21 protein-coding genes are annotated in these 22,742 nt (G+C 39.6%); 6 read left to right on the top strand and 15 right to left on the bottom strand.

Translation table 11 applies throughout. The annotated features are described in order from the left end of the window. The first annotated feature begins 134 nt into the window (after positions 1 to 134). Positions 135 to 1,073 (top strand): nuclease A inhibitor family protein, encoded by a 939-nt coding sequence (locus H6G08_RS17445; RefSeq protein ID WP_190545150.1) that lies wholly within the window; start codon positions 135 to 137, stop codon positions 1,071 to 1,073. Positions 1,074 to 1,103: 30 nt separating this feature from the next. Next, positions 1,104 to 2,021 (top strand): hypothetical protein, encoded by a 918-nt coding sequence (locus tag H6G08_RS17450; RefSeq protein WP_190545152.1) that lies wholly within the window; start codon positions 1,104 to 1,106, stop codon positions 2,019 to 2,021. Between the two features lie 110 nt (positions 2,022 to 2,131). Here H6G08_RS17450 and H6G08_RS17455 read toward each other — a convergent pair whose 3' ends face one another. Then, entirely contained in the window at positions 2,132 to 3,355 is a 1,224-nt protein-coding gene (locus tag H6G08_RS17455) for a serine hydrolase (RefSeq protein ID WP_190545154.1), read from the bottom strand. A 316-nt stretch (positions 3,356 to 3,671) separates the two neighbouring features. On the opposite strand from H6G08_RS17455, the gene msrB reads away from it, so the two are divergent. After that, the gene (gene msrB, locus H6G08_RS17460; RefSeq protein ID WP_190545157.1) at positions 3,672 to 4,169 is read left to right on the top strand and encodes a peptide-methionine (R)-S-oxide reductase MsrB; all 498 of its coding nucleotides are present in this window, start codon (positions 3,672 to 3,674) and stop codon (positions 4,167 to 4,169) included. Positions 4,170 to 4,194: 25 nt separating this feature from the next. Here msrB and H6G08_RS17465 read toward each other — a convergent pair whose 3' ends face one another. Beyond that, positions 4,195 to 4,878: a phosphoribosyltransferase gene (locus H6G08_RS17465; RefSeq protein WP_190545159.1), complete on the bottom strand. Its 684-nt coding sequence runs from the start codon at positions 4,876 to 4,878 to the stop codon at positions 4,195 to 4,197. On the opposite strand from H6G08_RS17465, the gene H6G08_RS17470 reads away from it, so the two are divergent. Continuing rightward, positions 4,868 to 5,122 carry a hypothetical protein gene (locus H6G08_RS17470; protein WP_190545161.1) on the top strand — a complete coding sequence of 85 codons (255 nt, stop codon included), beginning with the start codon at positions 4,868 to 4,870 and terminating at the stop codon, positions 5,120 to 5,122. The genes H6G08_RS17465 and H6G08_RS17470 overlap by 11 nt on opposite strands. Before the next feature lie 468 nt (positions 5,123 to 5,590). On the opposite strand, the gene H6G08_RS17475 is transcribed toward H6G08_RS17470, so the two are convergent. The 4 genes from H6G08_RS17475 to H6G08_RS17490 form a co-directional block, all read right to left on the bottom strand. Then, positions 5,591 to 7,546 (bottom strand): choice-of-anchor Q domain-containing protein, encoded by a 1,956-nt coding sequence (locus H6G08_RS17475; protein ID WP_190545163.1) that lies wholly within the window; start codon positions 7,544 to 7,546, stop codon positions 5,591 to 5,593. Positions 7,547 to 8,225: 679 nt separating this feature from the next. After that, positions 8,226 to 9,119, bottom strand: coding sequence for a heme ABC exporter ATP-binding protein CcmA (gene ccmA / locus H6G08_RS17480; protein ID WP_190545165.1), 894 nt, complete (start codon positions 9,117 to 9,119; stop codon positions 8,226 to 8,228). A gap of 232 nt (positions 9,120 to 9,351) precedes the next feature. Continuing rightward, positions 9,352 to 10,125, bottom strand: coding sequence for an ABC transporter permease (locus tag H6G08_RS17485; RefSeq protein WP_190545167.1), 774 nt, complete (start codon positions 10,123 to 10,125; stop codon positions 9,352 to 9,354). 92 nt (positions 10,126 to 10,217) lie between these two features. Then, positions 10,218 to 10,700: a nucleotide exchange factor GrpE gene (locus H6G08_RS17490; RefSeq protein WP_190545170.1), complete on the bottom strand. Its 483-nt coding sequence runs from the start codon at positions 10,698 to 10,700 to the stop codon at positions 10,218 to 10,220. Positions 10,701 to 11,136: 436 nt separating this feature from the next. On the opposite strand from H6G08_RS17490, the gene H6G08_RS17495 reads away from it, so the two are divergent. Then, the gene (locus H6G08_RS17495) at positions 11,137 to 12,006 is read left to right on the top strand and encodes a DUF5895 domain-containing protein (RefSeq protein ID WP_190545172.1); all 870 of its coding nucleotides are present in this window, start codon (positions 11,137 to 11,139) and stop codon (positions 12,004 to 12,006) included. A 169-nt stretch (positions 12,007 to 12,175) separates the two neighbouring features. Here H6G08_RS17495 and mltA read toward each other — a convergent pair whose 3' ends face one another. From mltA to H6G08_RS17535, 8 genes are all read right to left on the bottom strand, one after another. Beyond that, a complete protein-coding gene (gene mltA / locus H6G08_RS17500) occupies positions 12,176 to 13,429 on the bottom strand; it encodes a murein transglycosylase A (RefSeq protein ID WP_190545202.1) in 1,254 nt (417 codons plus the stop codon). A 3-nt stretch (positions 13,430 to 13,432) separates the two neighbouring features. Beyond that, positions 13,433 to 13,687 (bottom strand): hypothetical protein, encoded by a 255-nt coding sequence (locus H6G08_RS17505; RefSeq protein WP_190545174.1) that lies wholly within the window; start codon positions 13,685 to 13,687, stop codon positions 13,433 to 13,435. A gap of 430 nt (positions 13,688 to 14,117) precedes the next feature. After that, on the bottom strand, positions 14,118 to 16,025 hold the full coding sequence (locus H6G08_RS17510) for a M48 family metalloprotease (RefSeq protein ID WP_190545176.1): 1,908 nt from the start codon (positions 16,023 to 16,025) through the stop codon (positions 14,118 to 14,120). 6 nt (positions 16,026 to 16,031) lie between these two features. After that, positions 16,032 to 16,622: a LemA family protein gene (locus H6G08_RS17515; RefSeq protein WP_242046179.1), complete on the bottom strand. Its 591-nt coding sequence runs from the start codon at positions 16,620 to 16,622 to the stop codon at positions 16,032 to 16,034. Between the two features lie 473 nt (positions 16,623 to 17,095). Further along, positions 17,096 to 17,689: a Uma2 family endonuclease gene (locus H6G08_RS17520; protein WP_190545178.1), complete on the bottom strand. Its 594-nt coding sequence runs from the start codon at positions 17,687 to 17,689 to the stop codon at positions 17,096 to 17,098. 156 nt (positions 17,690 to 17,845) lie between these two features. Beyond that, positions 17,846 to 18,238, bottom strand: coding sequence for a hypothetical protein (locus tag H6G08_RS17525; RefSeq protein WP_190545180.1), 393 nt, complete (start codon positions 18,236 to 18,238; stop codon positions 17,846 to 17,848). 205 nt (positions 18,239 to 18,443) lie between these two features. Further along, positions 18,444 to 18,767, bottom strand: coding sequence for a type II toxin-antitoxin system RelE/ParE family toxin (locus tag H6G08_RS17530; RefSeq protein ID WP_190545206.1), 324 nt, complete (start codon positions 18,765 to 18,767; stop codon positions 18,444 to 18,446). A 5-nt stretch (positions 18,768 to 18,772) separates the two neighbouring features. Next, positions 18,773 to 19,036, bottom strand: a complete 264-nt coding sequence (locus H6G08_RS17535; RefSeq protein ID WP_190545182.1) for a type II toxin-antitoxin system ParD family antitoxin — start codon at positions 19,034 to 19,036, stop codon at positions 18,773 to 18,775. A 510-nt stretch (positions 19,037 to 19,546) separates the two neighbouring features. Here H6G08_RS17535 and H6G08_RS17540 point away from each other — a divergent pair. Further along, complete coding sequence (locus H6G08_RS17540; RefSeq protein ID WP_190545184.1) at positions 19,547 to 19,942, top strand: lecithin retinol acyltransferase family protein; 396 nt, start codon at positions 19,547 to 19,549, stop codon at positions 19,940 to 19,942. Between the two features lie 502 nt (positions 19,943 to 20,444). Here the strand turns inward: H6G08_RS17540 and H6G08_RS17545 are convergent. Continuing rightward, positions 20,445 to 22,658 carry a phosphoketolase family protein gene (locus H6G08_RS17545; RefSeq protein ID WP_190545187.1) on the bottom strand — a complete coding sequence of 738 codons (2,214 nt, stop codon included), beginning with the start codon at positions 22,656 to 22,658 and terminating at the stop codon, positions 20,445 to 20,447. Positions 22,659 to 22,742: the final 84 nt, after the last annotated feature.

A 22,742-nucleotide genomic window follows, 5' to 3' on the forward strand; every position in this document is an offset into this window, starting at 1 on the left:
GATTTTACACTTGCTAAAGTTCGAGAAGCTTTTCAAGCTGCTTTACTTACAGTGTCTTCCTAAATCAGCAATTTTAGGTATGTTTCACTTTGCTAACATACCTTCAATATACTTAATATCTAATCTCTGAAATTATGCAACCAAAAACAGAACAAATTCTTGCAACAATTGAAGTAATTCTTGACTCTAAATCTGGCTTTCATTTACCAGGACATGAAGATGGGGGATATATTTACCCATTTGTTTGGGATGCAACCGAAAAAGGTGAATTTAATATTCTCAATCTTAGCCTTTCTCAAAATTGGTTAAAACTTACAGATATTGAGAATACAATCAAGAGTTGGCGGACAATGGATTATGCGAGGAATTTTAATAGCTTTGACTTAAATGAAAACGAACAAACTGATTGGGCTAATAAAATAGAAAACTTATATCAAATCATAAGAGATAATTTACAAGATTTAGAATCTTTTTTTGTCAAAACTTCCTCTTACTTTCCCTCAGACGATCTAGTTGGTTTGATTGTTGGTAAAACAGCAGATGGAGATTGGGTTACTGTTTTCCAGACTCTTTATAAAGAAACTAAAATTCCACAAGAACAACTTTCTCGTTCTCCCGTAATTCATCCTATCTCTGCTCAAGCATTAAGAGAAAATACACTCAATATAGTCTCACAACTTCAAGCCATCACATCAGAACTAGGAACCATTCATTTAGCAGGAGATATTGGTGGTGGATATTACTATAATTACGATTATCAAATCGTCTATGGTGCGGCTGAGACAAAAGAAGCAGCAATGGCACAGGCTCTACAAGCTTCGGGAATGTTAGAAATTGGCATATTTCATAAGTTTTTTTCTGAGAAAGAATACTTGCCAAGGTGGGCTAACAATTTAGAGGCAAAATATGCAAAATACGATAAATTAAACAAATTTTTACATCATACTTTTGCAGAAGTAATGATGTACAGATTTAGCTTTTGGACTCAGGAGAATATCTATATTATTGGCGAAACTTCAGGAGGCGATTGGGCTGGTTTATACATAGAAAGCGAATTTGTGTATAATCCATAGTTTTAAATATTACAATTACGTCAAATCACTATGCACCCCGAAACAGAAAAATTGCTCGGTACATTAGAAATCCTCTGTTCTAATGCTTTTATTTGGGAAACTATCTACCAAGGAGAATTTAACCTATGGAATTTGATGATTTCTCAAAGATTTGTCAACCTAACCGACATAGAACTCGCTTTTGAACATTGGCAAAATATTGAGGAATGGGGAACGCCTACAAATCAAAAAGAATATGGTGAGTATGCTCCGACTCGTTCCGAACGTAAAAACAATAACTGGAATGAAACTATTGCTGCTGAACGCCAAGAATATTATCAAAAAATTCAGCATATCCTGACTAAAAATTGTCAAAATTTGCAAGCTTATAGTTTATCTATCCCCACAACAAACCATCAAAATTTTGAATGGAGACACCCTGATTTTTCTGTATCAATACTAGTAGCTGAAACTAAAAATAATAACTGGTTATGTCTTGCGCCTACTGTTCCCGATCAAGTCAGCTATAATCGCCGTAAAACAAACCCAGCCACAACGAAAATTGTCCGTGAAAAATCAGCAACTTTAACTGATGAAAGTTTAATAAACGAAGTTCAATTATTTCTCGATCATCTCACGCCAATTACCATTTACGGCTACTATCATGGCGGATATAACTATACTTATGAACATCATCTCGTAGGTGCATACGCTAAAACTAAAATATCTGCAATTGAACTTGCATTGCAAGCCGCAACAATGGTAGTAATAGAAAAGCCAACGCTTGAATATGTTAGAGATGCTGACAATAGCCGCAAACTCAGCCAATTTATGAACCAGTGTTTGCGCGATCGCACTCTCTACAATATCAGTTTTTGGGATATGGGTTACACCTACGAAGTCGGACAAACCCCACCCGGTGATTGGATTGGCGTTCGTTCCACCAGTGAATTTGAATATAATCCTTAGTATCAACTACAGCAAGGAGTCAAGAATTTATCTATTCTCAATCAACAAAACCCTTACCTTGTATTCATTTTGAATTTTGAATTTTGAATTTTGAATTCCGCCTTGCGGTGCTAGTCTTTTAAACCCGCGATCGCACTACTATAGATTGTCATAAACCGAGATTGTTCTAAAGGTGCGTCATGATTCCAGGTTCCCACAACACAATATTGCTTTCCATTCTTCGCTTTGAGCCAAGTTGTCAAATTTAGCACACCCGATTCCGAACCACCTTTAAAAGCTACTCGTTCCCAATCTCCCGCATTCGCTACCCCAGGATTGATACTCATTAACGGTAAATCAGCAACTTTATCTATCAAACTACAAAGTTCTCGCGCCGTAAAAAACCACTCAATATCTAAAGCTACTGGGTTTCCAGTAAATTCACTGACATCGGGTAAGGATTGTTGAGCTAGGGATTTTAAAATTGCGCGTTTTTGCTCTACATTACTATTACGATAGCGTTTTCGTAACTCTTGATTCTTCGCACTTTTGAGGATAAAAAACTCGCGAGTCGTCAAAAAAGGAACGTTGCGCGGTGTAATCGCTTCTATTATCGGTCGTCCAATGATATTAATTAAAGCATCAGTGGCGGTGTTGTCACTTTGAGAAATCATCAAAGCCGATAATGTCTGCAAAGTTAACAATGAACTATCCGGCCAAGTTTGTAACATCCCAGAGGGTAGACTCTTCCATCCTGATTTTAACTCGACAACATCCCCCCACGATCGCACTTTAGCAGAAATTTGCGATTTCAGCGCTTGCAGAACTGCCAACTTAAACGCCGAACCCACAGCCAGAGGAGTATCAGCATTTAACGCCGCGCGTTCTGTTTTGCCTTCGAGAACCAGAAAACTCACCTGACCCGGTAAAGTTTTCAATTCTGCGATCGCTTCTTTTAAATCTTGGGACTTAGCTACAGGCGGTTGAAAAAATAGCATAGCAATTTTACCATTGCTATCAAGGCCGATTTGCGTTGGTACATAGCCACGCGCAAACACAACTCTGTAATTTTCACCTTGTTCTTCTACTTTTTGATAATCTCCCAGTCCCTGTTTTAAACTAGAGATAATTTGCTCAATCTGAGAGATAGGTACATGCGCTAAAAACTCAGAACTAAACCAATCAGCCAGCACTTTTTCACTAGTTAATAGTCTTTCTAAAGCCGCTTTATTCATAGCAGATTGTTTAAGTAATTGTACTAGGAAAATCGGTGATAAATTTTGCTCTATGGATTTTATTAATATACCATTTGATGAAAGCAAACTGGCTGTTAATAATACAGTTGCAAATAACATATTCTGAAGAAAAGCCAAGTATAAATTTAAATTTTAGTTGAGCCTCTCAATAGTCATCAGTCATTGGTCATTGGTTAAAAATTCTCAACTGTGGACTATTGACTTTTGACTCTTGACTCTTGACAATCCTAACCTTTATCCCTCGTACCAGTTGCGTAAGTTTTATAATTCTTAGAAGATTTTCATCTTGCTATCAGGGTTAATTCAGAGCGATCGCTCATAATACCAAATCAGCAAGTTCAAAATCCCCACCCATAAGGAAGATGAGGAAAACAACTGACAATTGTACAGACGCGATTCATCGCGTCTCTCACCAATGAAAAATCGGCGCTATTTTTTAGAAGCTAGTACAGTAATTGTAGGTACAGCATTTTTATCAAAATATTTCACCAGGAAATCAGAAGTTATGACAGCTGCAAAAAATGAATTTGAAATCACTAAAACAGAAGAAGAATGGCGCAAAACCTTGACACCAGAGCAGTTTCATGTATTACGTAAACACGGTACAGAACGCGCTGGTACTAGTCCTTTAGATAAGCAATATGCAGCAGGGACTTATGTATGTGCTGGGTGCGATTTACCCCTATTTACTTCCGAAACTAAATTTAATAGTGGTACAGGCTGGCCTAGTTTTTACGCACCAATTGAAGAAGCGATCGCCACATCGGTAGATAAGTCATTTTTTATGACCAGAGTTGAAGTCCATTGTCATCGCTGTGGCGGACATTTAGGTCATGTCTTTAATGACGGGCCTGCACCTACTGGTAAACGCTACTGTATGAATGGTGCGGCTTTAAAGTTTATTGCTAGTTAAGCAATAATTTAATTCCCCAAAACCATCAGCTGTTTGCAGCTGATGGTTCGCCCAAAGCAGCCATTAACTGTGACTGCTTAGACATGAAATAGCGCACTTCTTCATCAGTAGTTTGCGAGAAATCTTCATACCAGACGCCAACTGCATACATCTGCTCTGGCATCTTTAAGCACACAACTTCGTCTACTTTTTCGCTGATTTTTTCGCAAGTATCCGGCGGGGCAACAGGAACTGCAACAACTATCCGGTGAGGTTCTTGCTGTTTTAATAAAGCAATAGCAGCCAGCATAGTTGAACCAGTAGCAATACCGTCATCAACTAAAATCACGGTACGATTTTTAACATTTAACGGAGGGCGATCGCCACGATAAACGCGATCGCGGCGCTGCAATTCCTGCCATTCATCAGCGGCTACTTGATTAATTGTCTGACTAGTAATAGCCAAAGAATTAATGACATCGGAATTTAAAACGCGAATTCCTCCCGAAGTAATAGCACCCATTGCTAATTCTTGATGACCGGGTACACCAATTTTTCTGACTATACAAATATCTAATGGTGCATCTAACGCCTTTGCCACTTCATAGGCTACCGGTACACCCCCACGAGGCAAACCTAAAACCAACAAATCTTTACAGTCAGCATAAGCTGTTAGTTCTCTAGCTAACAACTTACCAGCCTCAGTCCGGGTACGGAACTTGATAGACATAATTTTACCTCCATCAGGTGAGAGCGACGCATCGCTTAATTCTGTGGAACATACAGAAGGCTTGCCGATTCTACTCTCTTTGCTCGATTGCCTAGCTATAGCCATTAGTAATCAAGCTGCTAATGTTTCTGGTAATTATCTATCAAATTCTGAAAATATATCTCCTGCTGTGGGCTGTTATTATCTACCTGAATTACCAGTACCCTATTTGCCGATGACACACAGAGAAACTTGTGAGTATTAACGACACCTTGCTGATGACTTAAAAAAGAAAGTGAATGAATGCTCTCAATTTCATTTTACCCAGGAATTCGGTGTCAAGCCTCAAGATTGAGCCTAAAGGCTTTGGAGCTTTGCAAACACTAGGGACTGTTTGCAAACCCTAAATTAGACTTCAATGTAGGTTGGGTTGAGGGACGAAACCCAACATTTACGTCGCTTCGTTGGGTTGCTTTCACCTCAAGCAACCTACTTTTGGAGTTTGAAAACACGCCCTAGCCCCTAGCCCCTAAGATACAAGGTTGGGTTGAGGAACGTAGACGCGGAGCGGTGAGGCAGTGCGTTGGGCGGGTTCCCCGACTTGAAGCAACTGCCGAACCCGAAGGGCTTCCCGAAGGGTAACCCAACATTTACGTTACTTCGTTGGGTTACGTCTACTTTCTGCAACCTACTTTCGGGTTTTGAAAACACGCCCTAACCCCTAACCCCTAAGCTAAAGCAGGAAATTTTTCTCAGTCAGATTACTACTGTTGAAGTTAGTCAAAGTCAGCAATGTTTGAAATTGATTGGCGCTGAGACTACCATCAGAGTCAATTTTCACAACTGTATGCGAACCAACCTGCTCTTTTCTAAGATATGCCTGATAAGGATTAGAACTATTAAAGTTAGCACCACTCATAATTTTGCGCAGATCGATTGTATCTTTTGCAGCTTCAAAATATTGAATTTTATCGCCTCCTTCGGAAATACTGTTATAGACAAATCGGTCGTTACCGCCTACACCACTTAAGATATCGACACCTTTACCACCCCTCAAGACATCGTTACCTTCGCCACCTTGAATGATATCGTTACTAGAACCTCCTGTAAGGATATCGTGACCATCACCACCTTGGATGATATTGCTGTTAGAACTGCCATTAATGGTGTCGTTACCTCTAGTACCGCGTAAGAGGTTCGGGCCAGACATACTCATGTTCATAGCTGTTAAGTTCATTTGAGAAGATATCTCAAATGCACCAACATCTGGTTTACTATCTCGCGCCATTCCTATAGCATCAATTATGGGGATAATACCACCAGTCCTCCCAGAATTAATGGCGGGGCTACCGGCTAACAGAGGATGCAATAAAGAATTACCAACTTTTTGTAAAGGCCCGAGAAGCGGATCGACAATCCGACTACCTGCTACAACTCTTCTACCTCGTGAAGGCGCGGGAAATTCAATGTTACCACCACCATCTTGGAGTTGATATCCAACTTGTTGTTGCGATAAATCCGCAGCTTTATTATTAGCCACAATTGAGTTAGTTAGAGTTACAGGCGCAGCTGGATCGTTAATCCAAACGGCTCCACAAGCCCGTCCGGCATAGTTATTCACGATGGTGGAATTAATAATATTCACAGGGGTAGATTTGTCGCTATTCAAAAGCATTGCGCCACCAGCACCTGTGAGCGTTTTATTGCCGGAAAAGGTGCTATTGATAATATTTTTCTCTGAAGCACCATCTAACCACAAACCACCACCTTGTTTCTCTGCGGTGTTATTGGCAAAGGTGACATTGCGAATTGTGAGTGCGCTATTACCTCGTAACCCACCGCCTCTGGCAATTCCTTTCGCATTCCTGCTAGCTGTGTTACCAACAACGGTGCTATTTTCTAGGAGAATTTGGTCTTTTGAGTAACCATAAAGCAAGAGTGCGCCGCCTTCTCCTTGGGCTTGATTGTTTTCAAATCGACTACCACGGATTCTGATGACACCACCGACAGAGGAGCCAGATCCTACTGCATTAGCGCCATCGGTACAGATTGCACCGCCACCCAAATCACCTGCTGAACTGTTATTGCGGAAAACTGAGTTTTCTACATTTAATCCACCCAGTAGGCTATAAATTGCACCCCCATTGACTCCCTTATTGTTGGTAAATTCACAACCTCTGACAGTCAGATCGCCAGAACCAAAGGTAGAAATTGCGCCACTGCTATGTCCAGATTTGGTTACAGTGCCATCATTTTTATCAAAATTGCTGTTGATTACTGTGGCTTTAGCGCTGTAACCGACAAAGATTGCGCCGCCTTTACCGCCACGATTGTTATTGAATTTACAGTTCTCTACTATCAGCGAACCGTATTGACCAACCTTAATACCACCACCGGCGTCATTAGTATAACCGTCAGCAATCGTCAGGTTTTGCACCTTCGCATCAACATGTCTGTCAATATTTAGTACTCTTTTTGTACCGTCACCGCTAATTTTTAAGTTTGCTGCTCCCGAACCATCAATTGTCAAATTCTTGGTGATGCTAATTTCCCCGCTTGTGAGTTTAATGACTTTATTAGCAAGGTTAGAGGAAAATTTGATGGTATCTCCTGCTTTTGCAGAAGCGATCGCATTGCGCAAAGAACCAGCACCGCTATCAGAGGCTGTAGTTACGTTAATAATTGTCATGCTTTGAATTCCCGTAAATAAATAAGGTTTTCAGTCCGACTTTTTGCCTAGAATCACCACTTCTGTGATTCACCACTAGTCGAGATGATGGGATTCAGAGCACCCTGCTGTGATGACTTTTCTGATTTCAATTTGATATTGAGGAATTTAGTGACGAGATTCAGCCGGATATTCCTCTTTTTTTTAGATGCAACAATTTATCGCTGTTTCGATTGATTTAAATCAACAGCATTCAGTTCATGCAAACGTTATAACTTCAGCCAAACTTTATTCGCTATAGCAATTACACTTAGATTATAGTTCCAAATTTAACCTCATCTAGTTGTTTTGCCCGGACGAATTTACTTTAGACAGATGTTACACAATTTGTCATCTTTATGCAACCTTTATAAAAAAAATATTTGATTTTTTGTTAGCTCAAGTTGATATTGATAAGTAATTACAAACAAAATCAAGCAGTAGTTGGTAACAAGTTCCTATTTAATGAAAGCCTCGGATTTGAGAAATTAGCGACTGGAAAATCTATGATTTATCGAAAAAAATTACTGCTGTGTTTGCTAGTTTTGCTTCAAAGTATGTTAACACATCAAAAATACTGCTGCAATTGAATTGATATTCACAATTAATTATAAAAATAGCCAAAAACAACAAAAAATCTGATATTAGGGCATAAATATTGTTAGCTGTACTGCATTAATTCCAGGTAAATATGCTCTAAACGTACAGGCTGACGCGCGATGGAATTAATAGCTATACCATCAAACCGGGCAATAATTTCCTTTAAATCCAAAGATTCCGGTAACCAGAAAGCCAAATCGCTACCATAACGCCTATGGGTAAAACCATATTCTTTGGCTCTAGCGATCGCTTGTTCCTCAGACTCAGTTTGTACTAAAATAATTTCTTCGGCAGGAATTAATTTTCTTAATTCTGCTAAACTACCTTCAGCTAATAGTTGACCATGTTTTAAAACGCCAATGCGCTGACAAAGGCGTTCAGCTTCCTCTAATAAGTGAGTTGTCAGTAAAACTGTAATTCCTTGATTTTTCAGTTGGCGGATTAATTCCCAAATTTCGTATCTCGCCTCAATATCTAACCCAGTTGTTGGTTCATCCAGAATTACTAGCTGTGGTTGATGTACTAAAGCTACTGCAATATTTAACCGTCTTTGCATCCCACCACTAAGCGTTTCTACTGGTTGTTTTGCTCTATCTAATAAATTTACAGATGCTAAGGTATCTAAGATACGTTGCTGACGTTCTTTTCGATTCAATCCATAAATATCCGCAAAAAATTTCAAGTTTTCGGCACAAGAGAGACTTTTATAAAGTAAATTTTCTTGCGGTGCTACACCGATAATTTTTTTCGTTGCTTCGGAAACCGATTGCTGATTAATTTTAATTTGCCCACTATCAGCTTGTAGTAAATTACAAATAATATTAATCGTAGTTGTTTTACCTGAGCCATTTGCACCAATTAAGCCATAAACTTCTCCAGAATTGATTTGCAAGTTCAAATTTTTCAGAACTTGTCTTTTACCATAGGATTTATTTAAGTTTTGAATTGTCAGCATAGATTATAAATGGGCATGGGGCATGGGGCATTGGGCATGGGGTAATAAGCAACAATATAAAGTCTATTTTTATCGGAAAAAGCTAGGTTCAAAATCTCGCCCCTGGTGGACGAAATAATCTTTGTTTCCCAAGGTAGGCTTCGCCGTGAGCGTCAGCCAAACAGTAGGAAACCCACCTATAAGGGGTGGCTGTCTTTAATTTTGAATTTTGAATTTTGAATTTTGAATTGATTCATAATCGCCTTTCTACAATTAACATGCGGTGATAAGATAGCCATCCACAGAAGAGCATGAGCAAGGAAAAAATTAGTAAAAACCAAAAGTGTGAATCTATATCGCTAATTGTTTCGCCCTTAGCTGAAATTGCTACCATAGCTTCATTCATGTGATATATAGGATTATATTTAGCAATATTAATTAAAGTTGGCGGAAAAAGCGCAGCAGGTAAAAATGCTCCGCCTAGAATTAACAAAGGTACGCCAAAAGCTGCGATGAGTGAATTAACATCTTCAATCCGCCGTGCTAATTGTGTACCTAAAATAAAACCTAAGCCAACATAAGCAATAATCGTCATGAAAATCACGATTAATCCTAATAAAATAGATCCCTTAAAAGTCGCACCCCAAAAAGCAGCAATAGTATAAATTAAAACTGCTTGTCCTAACCCAATGCAACTATGGGCGAGAAAAATTCCTAAAAAATAAGAAATACCGCTTAAGGGAGAGAGAAATAAGCGTTTGAGGGTTCGCTGTTCTCGTTCTGCAACTACCGTAGCAACAGTTCCACCTAAACAGCTAAAAAACATTGCTGCACCTACCAAAGTTGAGGGTGCAGCATATTCAAAAGCCGTATTCATTGGTAATTCTGCCCTTTCTGCTAAGATTAATCCACTGAGCATTAACACCGAAATCGGAAAAATAATCCAAAAAATTAAGCTGCGTCTGCGGCGCAATAATTCAATTAAAATACGCTGAGTTACAGCGATAATTTCCCGCCAATATTTCACGATCATTATTAATATAGCAATCTTATTTTGTATATGAACAAAAGGACAAGGGAAGGAGGACAAGGAGGACAAGGAGGTTATATTTAAGATGATTATTCTTCTCTTTTGGAGACAACTACCTCCACAGGGCGTAAAATTTTATCACCTAGACGAAACCCCCGCCGAACAATTCTTGTAATTGTCTGATTTTCTAAATCATTACGAACTTCAATATCAACAACTTTACAATAGCGAAAATCTGGATAATTATCTTGAAAATCTATGATTTCAATTTCTTGCTTTTCAAGTATTTGCAGCAGCCGATTTTCAATATCAGCAATTGTTTTAAGTAAATACTCTTCATCTGGCTCTAAATACGCTAGATTATCGCGCATGTAATTTTGTAAATATTCTAACGCATCAAAAAAATCGATTAATTCTAAAAATAATTCTTCAACTTCTGCATTAAATTGCTGTTGTTGTTCTTGGATAGTTTGTTTTAAGCTAAACTGTATTTTTAAAAGCGAGCTAATTTCTTGTATAATATGCTTTCTCTCTCCCTCACTTAATCTCAATCTTTCTTTTTTTTTAATCATATTTTTGGTTATAATTTTATTAAGATTAATTTAAATTCGCGATTAATTTCGTCTATGCTTGAGATATGCGCGATCGCGTCTGTAAATGCACTGAATTTCTGTAAAAATTTTAAATTATTTCCGCCATTTCCGGGAAATCTGTCTTAGTCAGGTAGAGGAGAACACAACGCTGCCAGCTTAACCATTGTAAAAATTAGATTTAGATCTATCCAAGATTCCCGAATAATGATACAAAAGTATTACTATTGAAGAAGATCGCGAGCAAGAAAGACACAAACACCAAAAGACAATTGTAGAGACGCGATTCATCGCGTCTGTGAGATTCATCGCCTCTCTGAGATTCATCGCGTCTCTAAGATTCATCGCGTCTCTCTTGACCACTGACTGTTGACTACTGATAAACTTGTTTAGCAAACCACTTTGATAGCCCAAAACGATGAAAGCATCTGCTAAGTTCGACTTTGAAGACGAAAAATTTAATGCACCGCCTTCTCAAGTCATCCCCTGGTGTCAGATGATTAATCCTCGGTATGGCACAGATGGTATCCAATCTTACGGTTTGGCAATTAAACTCGATAATGCGCAGGCTGTAGGTTTTCAACCAGATGATAATTGGCAACAGGTAGAGCATGAATTTAGCTCTGGAGTGGAAACTATATTTATTACTCCTACTCCTAATTTAGTAATAGTCAGGCGCGGCCCGTTATCAGTTAAAGATAGAGAAACTGGGTTAAAATTGGGTACTCTTAAAGATAATTACGATGCTTTTTTAGCCGATAAACTTAAGTTTAAAACCTTTACTCGCTATTTAATTTTTATAGTTGGAGAAGATAAAAAATTCTTGCATCATACACCATTACAATTAACTTTAAATGGTGCAGCCGGGGCAAGTTTTAGTAAAACCTATTGCGAATATCAGCAAGGTAAGGTTGTCAGCGGTTTCGTGGCTGAATTAGAACGAGCTTATGCGGGATACAGAAAGCAACCTGTGACGCCAAAAGGACAGTTATTTCATGCTCACGGGATTTTTTCACCAATAATTGAATGTGAAGAAAGGGGTATTGAACCTAATACTGTATTAGTAGCTTCTACGGTAGATTTTAAACATCCAACAGTATCCACATTAACGCAATATCTCATAGCTTCTGATTCGCCTGAATCTACGATAATTTGTAAAACTTTTGAAGATTACAAAGAATTTGGTAAGGAAGCCGTGAAAATAGAAACACCTAAAATCGAAATGGCAGGGGTTTCTAGTTCTTATATTTACGCTGATGAGGATGATTTTGGTTATCCGCCCTATTAGGGGCTAGGGGCTAGGGGCTAGGGGTTAGGGATGAGGGGGACAAGGGAGACAAGGGAGACAAGGAATTTTAGATTTTAGATTTGCGATTTTGGATTCCAATCTAAAATCTAAAATCCAAAATCCAAAATTGTTTCCAATGCCCAATGCCCAATGCCCAATGCCCAATGCCCTATTCTTTGAGTAATAAATAATATAATGAACCGTTGCCGCCTGTAACGCCAGCGCGATCGCCTGCTAGTTTGCCGGTGCCCATAAAATAATCTACCCTACCCGGCCCTTTAATGGCGCTACCTGTGTCTTGATCTAAGACAAAGCGGCTGACTCTGCGGTATTCTAGCTTACCCGCCTGATTAGGATAGGGAAGAGAGGTATGTACTAAGGCTAAAGCACCAGGAGGCATGAGAGATTTATCTGTAGCAATGGAACGCTCTGGTGTTACAGGTACATTAATACTACCCGTAGCTGGCGTACCACTGGTTTCCTTAAAGAAAATAAACCGTTCCCAACGTGGTAAATAGTTACTCAACTCCTGGGGAGATTGCTTAAAGAAACTGACTAACTTTGGTAGCGTTAATCCATCTAGTGGTAATTTACCATCTTTCGCCAGTTCTCTACCGATACTTGTCCAAGGGTAATCTGTTCCACCTGCGTAACCAATAGAGGTTTTTTTACCATCAGTTAACTGAATTTGGGCAGAACCTTGGATGTGAACCATGTATGCATCGAGGCGATCGCGGAACCATAACATTTCTAAACCTCGTAACTGGCTTTTATCACCCAATAAACCGTCTTTTCCTTCTAATTCAATGCGTTTTGGGTGCGGTTTAGCCCATTTATCGAAGTCTGGTGGTAAGCGATATAGGGGATATTTATATTGAGCAGTCCTTACACGACTGGCTGTATAAACAGGCTCATAATAAGCAGTAAATTTAACAGTACCATTACCATCATTACCTACAGATTGGTAAAAGGTAAACTCTCGCTTGACAGCAGCTTGCAATTGTGCTGCAGACTTAGATTGCACAACTAATTGACGAAAGCGTAATAAGCTGCGACGTACCCGATCCAATGTAATTTCTGGAATTGGATATTGTTGATAAATAGCGATCGCCTTATCTTTTTCTAAATAACTGAGACTGTTATCAATCGCTTTTAATAGCGCTTGGCGATCGCCGCGTTTACCCCTACTACCCCAAATTTGCTCATCCCAACCCAAACAAGCAGACTTTGGGGTACAACCGCTCCCTAAGTCCACAGGTTTAAGTGCTGGCTGTACCTCAGGTACGGGTGGTACGGGGATAGGTACCACCGGCGTTGGTTGTACTGGCGGCGGTAAATTAGGAACCTGAGCTACAGCTGACCAAATTGCATTGACAAAGGCAAGTCCTAGACTTAAGGAACACAAGGCAAGGGTTTTTCTCATCATTTAGCTGAATCTTTCAACACTAGAGCTAAAAATTGGTTCTACTCGGATCGCAATAATCCGAGATGGGCGTACTACCATATACTCCCCTTGAATATTCTTGATCGGCACGCTGATAAAGTCATTAGAGGCAGATTTTGGCACTAGTTCGCCACTATACCACTTCTGAAACTCTTGAATAGTCGGAAAACGTACTTCTTCGCGGTGACCACTTTCTAGTAGGAGGTGTACTGAGTATTCATTCGGAGTTCTCGGCATAAAGTTGAATTATTTAAAACACATTCAACCCATTGTTAACCACCATATCCCAGAATGAGAAGGGGAACTATACGGTAGCATTACAGATATTATGGAGAGTTTTGAGTTCATCGCTCAATACTCTCTACTTCTGCTTTTAAGTTGCACAATCCATTGTGAGGGTTGTTGACTGTTGACCGTTGACTGTTGACTGTTAACAGCCCTTATTAGTAGTTATGCAATTTAGATGCGGATTAGTTTACTTTCGGCTATGACGGTGGTTTACCCCGATACGGTTCCCAGGAAATTGGGCATGGGGCATTGGGCATTGGAAACAATTTTGGATTTTGGATTTTAGATTTTAGATTGGAATCCAAAATCGCAAATCTAAAATCTAAAATTCCTTGTCCCCCTTGTCCTCCTTGTCCCCCTTGTCCTCCTTGTCCCCCTTCTAGCCTCTAGCTCCTACCCTCTTAAAGCCGCGCTGAGAGTTTAAAAATGGGGGTATGGGACAGTCTAATGTCATGGCGATCGCTCTGAGCAAATCTGCTTCTGATGGTGTCACTTTATTATCTAGTAAAACGGTGTGAGCGCAGGCATCCACCAGGGCTTGCTTGAGTTTGGGAGTTGCAAGGCGCAGGCGATCGATACTTTTTTTGATATCAGTAAAGCTACCATTAACTGGTGTATCTGGTATTTCTTGCTGTCCGGCTCCGGGAAGGCGAAAAACTCCTGAACGCAGAGCATAGGCGATTTCATCAGGTTGAGTTTGTCCGACTCTGGCTAATGCTGACAGTACTAGTATGCTATCTGACCAAATTTGGTCTATAGATGTGAATTCTACTTTTGTGTGTGCTGTGGGATTTATACAAGGTTCGAGTCGGTGCCACAGTACTAACTGCAACACAAAATTCCATAATGATAAGCTTCCCCTCGCAATAATGATACCTTGGACGCATTTACATAACCTTTGGCATTCTTTCGGGGAAGTTTGCCGGAATGTGGGTATCATTAAATCGACCAGAGGTAAACGCAAGCTGGGATCTAATTGGTTGATTTCGCTGCTAAATTCCAGGGTTTTCTCGATTAATTCCGGCGATTGGACTTGTTTTAACCAAGTTATTTGTCGTTCTTGAATTTCGGGGTTGTCTGGTTCTAAAGCTAAGGCAAAAGCGATCGCAGTTGCGCTTTGCTGTTCCTTTACCCCCATACGTAAGCTTTCTGGTAACTGGGCTAACAAAGCTTGAGCATGGGCGAAATGCTCAGGCGCAACGCTTCCCACTTGATTAACTATTTGTTCTGGCGTAATGGCTGTATGATTTCCACCACCAGCAAAGCCCATTGCTAGCCCATCCCCATAACTTTGATTACCCATTGGCGATCGCATTTTGGCTAAATCTTGGGGGTTTAAACTCCCAATTCGGCGGATGCGTTCTGTTAAGGGTGGATGGGTAGCAAACATATCTTCCCAAAATTCCAGCTTGAGGGCATTGCCAAAAAACATGTGGCTAGCGGCTTCGGCTCCGGGAGCAATTAAGCGTGAATCCATTTGTTGGAGTTTTTGCAATACTCCCGTAATTCCCACAGGGTTGCGAGTAAATTGGACTGCTGAAGCATCAGCCAAAAATTCTCGCTGACGAGAGACAGCAGCTTTAATTAAGCGCCCGCACAATAACCCAATACTGCCAATAGCCATTAATGCTAAACCAAACGCCCACAGGGGTAAACCTTTTTCTTCGCCAGAGCTGCGCACGCGCCAGCGCCACAAAAATTCCCCAGCTAAGTAAATAAATAAAATCCCGTGTAAAAGCCCCATTAAGCGCAAATTCAGCCGCATATCTCCGTTAAGAATGTGGCTGAATTCATGTCCGATAACTCCTTGTAATTCATCCCGGTTCAGGTGTTGCAAACTACCACGGGTAACGCCAATTACCGCATCGTTAGGTGTAAACCCGGCAGCAAAGGCGTTAATACCGGATTCTGATTCCAACAGATAAACTGCGGGAACAGAAATACCAGATGCGATCGCCATTTCCTCGACAATATTTAATAATTGTCGCCCTTGCTCGTCCGCCATTTCTGGTATTAGCAGTCTTCCCCCCAACTGCTGCGCAATCATGCTACCTCCCTCACGCAGACAGAAGATTTTATAGGTGCTAGCAAGAGCGATCGCAATTATGGTACTCATCGCTACCCAGAAAAATAAGCCAGAATGCCACCAAATCCGGGGAGCCATGCGCAACACAAATAACATAGCAATATAAATTGCTACAATCATGACTGCGATCGATAAAGCAAATAACCCAATTAACTTTTGCGTGTTTTGGCGTGCTATATCCTGATGTTCAAAGAAATTCATAGACACCTAAAAAGACACGCGGGGAGCAGTTTTCATTTCTGGTGTCGCTTCTTGGAGTAATTCAGCATTAGTAAAGTTAAAACTACGCGCTATCAAATTGCTGGGGAAAGATTCGCCTTTAGTGTTGTAGAGTGTCACAGCGTCATTAAAAGCCTGACGCGCAAAAGCAATACGGTTTTCCGTCGAAGATAATTCTTCCATAACCTGAGTCATAGCGCGATCGGCTTTGAGTTCTGGGTAAGCTTCCGAAAGCACCATCAAGCGACTTAACGCACCCGTCAAAGCCGCCTCAGCACTACCTAACTGCTGCATCGCTTGCGGATCGCCTGGATTTTGCATTGCCCGACTGCTAGCATTAAGTGCAGAATTCCGCGCTGCAATTACGGCTTCTAAAGTTTCGCGCTCATATTTCATGTAACCTTTAGCAGTTTCCACCAAATTGGGAATTAAGTCATAGCGCCGTTGTAATTGCACATCAATTTGGGCGTAAGCATTCTTATAGCGATTGCGAAACTTGACTAAATCGTTGTAGCTACTAATGATAATTACAACCACAGTGGCAACTACAGCAACCAAAAATATTAAAAACCCCATCATATTTTTAAAGTTCCAAAAAACTTGCGAATAGACAAATCCAACACCCTGACAAGCAAGCAAAAATAGTTGTTTGCAGAGTTACCCATCAAAGTAGCCGTCATATCCAGTCAACTTTTTGTGGATATATCAAAGAGTCTACTTTCCGCAAGTTTGCTTCGTCGCCTGTAAAATTAGTTACGAATATTTACTGATATTGATGTTGTGTATAAGACTGGCTGAAGTGCGATCGCATAATTCTGCGCCTCTCGCCTCTGGAACGGTTTATAATTCAATACAGTTCAGTTAAGAATAATTGTAGGTTGGGTTGAACGAAGTGAAACCCAACAAATTGCCGAAAATGTTGGGTTTCGTTCCTCAACCCAACCTACGCAGCTGTAGGCGATCGCATAATTCTGCGCCTCTCGCCTCTGGAGCAGTTTATAATTCATCTAACCACAGAGGCGCAGAGAACACAGAGATTTGAAGATAATAAATTACTGCCGAATTCCTTTAATAAATTCTGTTCTAGCCTCAATAATTGAAGGCATTAAAACACAACGTACTAATAAATTTATATCTAATCCTGGTAGTAAATTACTTTGAGTAATTTGTTCATAATTATCATTATTTAGTCCATACAAAAATAACTGATTATTTTCCCAAAACCAGACTTCAGTAATTTTAAATCTCTTATATTTTTCTAGTTTATCGAGACTGCCACTAGTAATATTAACTTCAATAGCTAAATCAGGATGCTCTTTTTTCTCACCTATATAATAAGATTCATCAGGTTCAAAAGAAGCACTCTTTTCCTTTGCTCGACGGGTAGCACTACCAACAGGGATAAAATTTATGCCCATTTCACACAAATAAAATTCTAGTAAAAAACCAATAATGGTTTTAAGCATCTCATGTTCTTCACCAAGAGTCATAAATTCTACACACCCATCCAGAAAAGTAATCCGCAAACCTGGTGCATCTGCTGTTAACGCTTCAATCTTCTCAAATTCCTCCCAACTGTAATAGCCAGGTAACAGAAAGCGCTGTTCTGGGAGCGTAGTCAATTTATCTATAATTTGGGGAGTCATAGTTTATTGGTTTTATCTATAGATAGCCATACTCTACTGCAACAAGAAGATAATCCTGAATAGCAACCTTGATATTTTTATTCCTTACGAAAAGGATATTTCATGATTGATTACTTACCCTAAGTATAACTCTGAGTACAAGATATAATACGCAATTTAATATCTTTGAATTAGGGTGAATAAATAAAAACCAGCCGCAGTGAATATAAAAATTACAGTAGCAGAATATACTATTACATCTTTTAACAAGAATAATATCCAATCTTTTCTTAGTTCTTGTTTAAACTTTAATTCTCGCAACTTCCTCTCAAGTTCTGCATCTTCCTTAGCAGGTAAACTAACATAACGAGCAGGATATATATTATCAATAATTTCTTCTGTAGAACTTTTCTCTTCCCATGTATCAAAAGTTTCTACAAAATTCTCTAATGGCGGATTAGTTTGATTAGCAACAATCGGTAAATCTTCCTTTGTGAGCTTACCTATTTCTTTTTTAAGTGCCTTTTTAACAGCCTTGTTAATTAAAGTTTCTAGTTTCTTAGCCGACATGAGTTGTTAAAGATTTTTGTGCATACCATTTCAGCTTAGATTTTAGTAGAATTTAAGGCTGAACAAATGAAGTCGCCACTACATTTCTATGTTGTTAGGGTAAAGTCCAGTTTTTGAGTTGTAATCCGGTAATGCGGCTGTAATGACGAGTATTATTAGTTACTAAAATATAATTATAGTTAAATTGATTATTTTTAGTCTAAGTTTATAGTTCTAAGTTTTCATCAAATATTGATTCAATGTCTCTTGCACTATGAATGACTCGTAGAATATCAACTGCTGATTCAGTTATGCGGTAAAAAATGAGATATTTTTTAAATCCTTTGATAGATATTTGTCGAATATCTGCTAAATTGGGATTTGTAAACTGACATACTTTGCCAATAGCTGGAGTTTTTGCTAATTGTTTAAATGTTGCTTCGGCTGCTATTAAAAAGCTATCTGAAACATTTAAGTTATCTTGTGCTATGTATGTTGCTAAGTCTATTAAGTCGCGGATAACTTGAGGTCTTTTTTTGATTTCAAACATCACGGCTAAACTGTACCTTGAGGTTTGTTAATTCTTTCCCGGATTGTTTGACGAATATTTTCCCAATCTTGAGTTGTCATTTCTGTTGCATCGCCAGAGTTTAATCCTTCCAGAAGCATTGTTTCAAGACGTTCTTTAGCTTTCTGTTTTTGGTCGTGTCTCACTAATTCACGAAAATACTCGCTGACACTGCTGTAACCGCCTTGAGCTACCTGTTCTTCTACATAAGCTCGCATAGTGTCAGGTAAGGAAATATTGATACTTTTCACGAGAGTTAGTTTTTGAATCTGTTTTCCTATATTATGGCAGTTTTTGCCATTTCCTGCCATTGCACAGAAGATATTATTTGAGATTGAGCTGAAAATGCTGGGTTAGTTTACTCAGGCTAGTATGCAATGTTTTTTATCAAACATCAGTTTGCGTAAAATGCCTGAGATTCTCATGATCAGTGAGTTGTAGGTTGGGTTGAACGAAGTGAAACCCAACATTGACACCAACATTGACAAGGTTTTGAGATGTTGGGTTTCGTTCCTCAACCCAACCTACGCCTCTGAGGCTACACGAGCAAAACCTGCCTCCGCAGGTTATAAAAACCGATTTCTAGCCCACGAAGGTGGGCTTTGTTTGTATAGCCCCACCCTTCTAAGGTGATATTTTTATGTATGGATGATAGTTAAATCATGCCAAGAAAAAATATCGTTATCTCAATAAATTTACTGAACCACAATAAATATAATTCATTTATAAAATAATTATCTAATAAATTAAATCAATATTATATGAAAGCTGGAGACCATATTTATATACGGTTGAAGCATCAATCAGGATTTAAATTTACCCATCATGGTATTTATATCGGCAATGATGAAGTAATTCATTATTGGAAACATAAAGTTAGGAAAACCGAAATTAATAAATTCACACTCGGTAAAAATATTCATATCAAAAATCACAAGAAAGAGTATTCTTCATCTCGTGTTGTTGAGCGAGCCAAGAAAAGATTAGGTGAAAATAAATATAATTTAATTTTTAACAATTGCGAGCATTTTGCTACATGGTGTAAAACAGGTAAGCATAAAAGTAAACAAGTCGGTGGTGCTATTCCGAAAGTGCCAAAAGTTATATATAAAAAAGCAAAAAAACAAATGTCAAAATATCGGATAAAGATATTTTAAAAGATCTGAGGGATTTTCAAATAAAAAAATATTCCAATCATTAACTTACCAAACCCGCAACTCGTAGGGGCGGGGTAACCCCGCCCCTACAATTTGGCATAATTTATATTTTGCAGTTGTAGGTTGGGTTGAACGAAGTGAAACCCAACATTGACACCAACATTCACAATATTTTGAGATGTTGGGTTTCGTTCCTCAACCCAACCTACGCCTTAATTACTACTTCATACTCATTGACGGTGCGTTATGCATTCCGCCATAAAATACTCTACTCCTCTTGGGCAGCAGTGTTCTCTTATAATTCTTCCATCTAAAGTAACATATCTAAAACAATCCATATTATTTTTTATTTGCAGAAATTTTACTAAGATTAAAAAAAGTTAAAACCTAACACTATATTTTATTTAAAAAAAATTAAGTAAAAACCGCAAATACACGCATATAAACGCAGTCTATTTAGCGTTTATGCGTGCATCTGCGGTTAAAAATTACAGCCTAAATATTAATGCACTAACGCGATCGCTCTTTTCGTCAAAGCTTCCGCAGTCAATCCATTAAACGCCATCAATTCACCTGCACTGGCTGTAGTTTCCCCACGCTTCCATGCAAAAGTATCGCGCTTAGAATTACTCCTTAAAAGCACTGGTTCTAACATCGCCGGCGCACCACCAGTAACAGCAATTAACGCATCACCATCAAATAATTCGGCAAATTTGGCATCATCTAAGAAACCACCATCTGCTTCAGAACAAGTATCCCAAGCGGTATCATGAGAACGATACAAACGTCGGGGATTAATTACAGAAACTATCTTCGCACCAATACCTTCAGTTTCTAGAAAAGCTGCTGCTTCAAATACTGGCATTAATGTCATATCACCAATAACAGCAAAGACAACTTTTTTATCTCCAGGAACTTCATGCAATAGTACTGCACCATCGCGTAAACCTTGATGAGTTTGTTCTAATGTGGTGCGAATTGGTAAGGGTGATTTACTTGCAGTAATGACAATTCCCTTATTTTTTGTTTGCAATGCCCAGTCATAACAAACTTGAATACTGTTAGCATCGGGTGGGAATAATGGAAACACATTACCACTGCGCATCATTGATGCAAAATAAGCTTCAATTTCTGGACGTTGGTGTGTCCAACCGTTGCGTCCTTGCTCTAATGCACCAGCAGTAAATAATGTAATTGTTGAGGGAGTTTGGCGGCGTAATTCTGCCATTGCTTGAGTAACAGTTTGCCAAATTGGTAATCCGTTGATGGCAAAAGATTCGTAAGAACACCACAATGTTCTTGCACCCATTAATGACAATCCAGCAGCTAAACCTGCACAAGCATCTTCACTTAATGGTTCGTAAACTTGTCCATTGGGTGCTTGATTATATAAATCGTCGGTTGTGGGGTGAATAATCTTCAATGCTTGGTTAATATTGGCAATTCCTGATGCTTCGTTTCCATCAGCATTAGTTACTAAGAAATTGGGGTCTTTTTTACCCACAATTCCTACTAATCTTCCCATCGCTGTTGTCGAAACTTTCGGTTCACCACCTACCGCATATTCTTCTAAAGGTAATTCACCTAAATCTGGTAATGGTAATTCAAATTCTGTGACAACTGTTTTCGCAGCTGGGCCACCACCAGCGCGTTCGGCGTTGGTTCTGACTAATTCCCAAGCTTCAGCAGGTAACGCACGTTCTTTTAAGGCGCTGACAATATGGGGAGCATCTAACGTATCTTTGGGATAAAGGTTGTGAGATTTTGCGCCTCTGGCGTGAACTCCGGCACCTTTGAGTTGTTTAATGATGAATACGGTAAGTTTACCACCTAAAGCGGAACGGGCGGCTTTATCGACTCCCAAAAGTACGGCTTTGGTAAAGGCTAGACGCTGTTCTAGGGAAAAAGCGGTACTATCAACATAATCGCCAGCTTGGTTTTGGTCGTCAAATTCTTTGGCATCAACTAGAACTACTTCCTCAAAACCGTTACCTTGCCAATATGCTGTCATTTCTGCGTTGGTTTTCAGGGAAACCATACTGTGATGTTCTTGGCTGTAACCGTTCCATACCAGCACGGGTAAAAAGTTGGTTGTTTGGGGATAAGCGGTGTGGAAGTGCGCCATTGAACTCATGATATATGGTTCACCTAGTCCACCATCGCCAACAGTGAAGGGGAAAAGCTTGTCTTTATGCAGCAGTGCGGCGGACATAGCGAAGTGTTGCCCTTGTCCTAAAGGCCCGGCTGGTGCGAGAATACCAGGGATATAACCGGAAAGATGACCTAAGAGTCCATGCTTTTCCCGGAAGCGATCGCGCAATTGTTGGACTGTAAAAATGCCCATATTCTCTAAAGAGCGATCGAGGAACATAGCACTATAAAATCCGGGAGCGTGGTGACCGACTTCCGTAATAATATTCTTGTACCCTAACATGACCAGAGCCGCATAAGCTTCCGCTTGGCTAGCAAATCCACCAGGGTGTCCAGAGGCTTTACTACCTGTGATTTGTAGTGTCAGGTAACGCAAAGCATCCGCAGCAAGTATAGTTTGATAGACGGCTGCTGCATCTGTAGGATCTGCGATCGCTACTTTGCCCGATTCTATCGCTGGGGTAGCACCATAAGTTTCAAAACCCGGTAAGGTTTCCCCAAAATATTGAATACCTTCACAAAAATTCGGAAGCGAAGAAGATGCCTTAGGCGTGGTTGCTGTCATGCTGAATACCTTAAAAGGATGAGGAGAAACTGTGGATGCTCGTCCAAATTAACAAAAATTTTACAACTTCAAGCTGTAACAGTT

The organism is Calothrix anomala FACHB-343, assembly GCF_014696435.1.
Taxonomy (GTDB): Bacteria; Cyanobacteriota; Cyanobacteriia; order Cyanobacteriales; family Nostocaceae; genus Aulosira; species Aulosira anomala_A.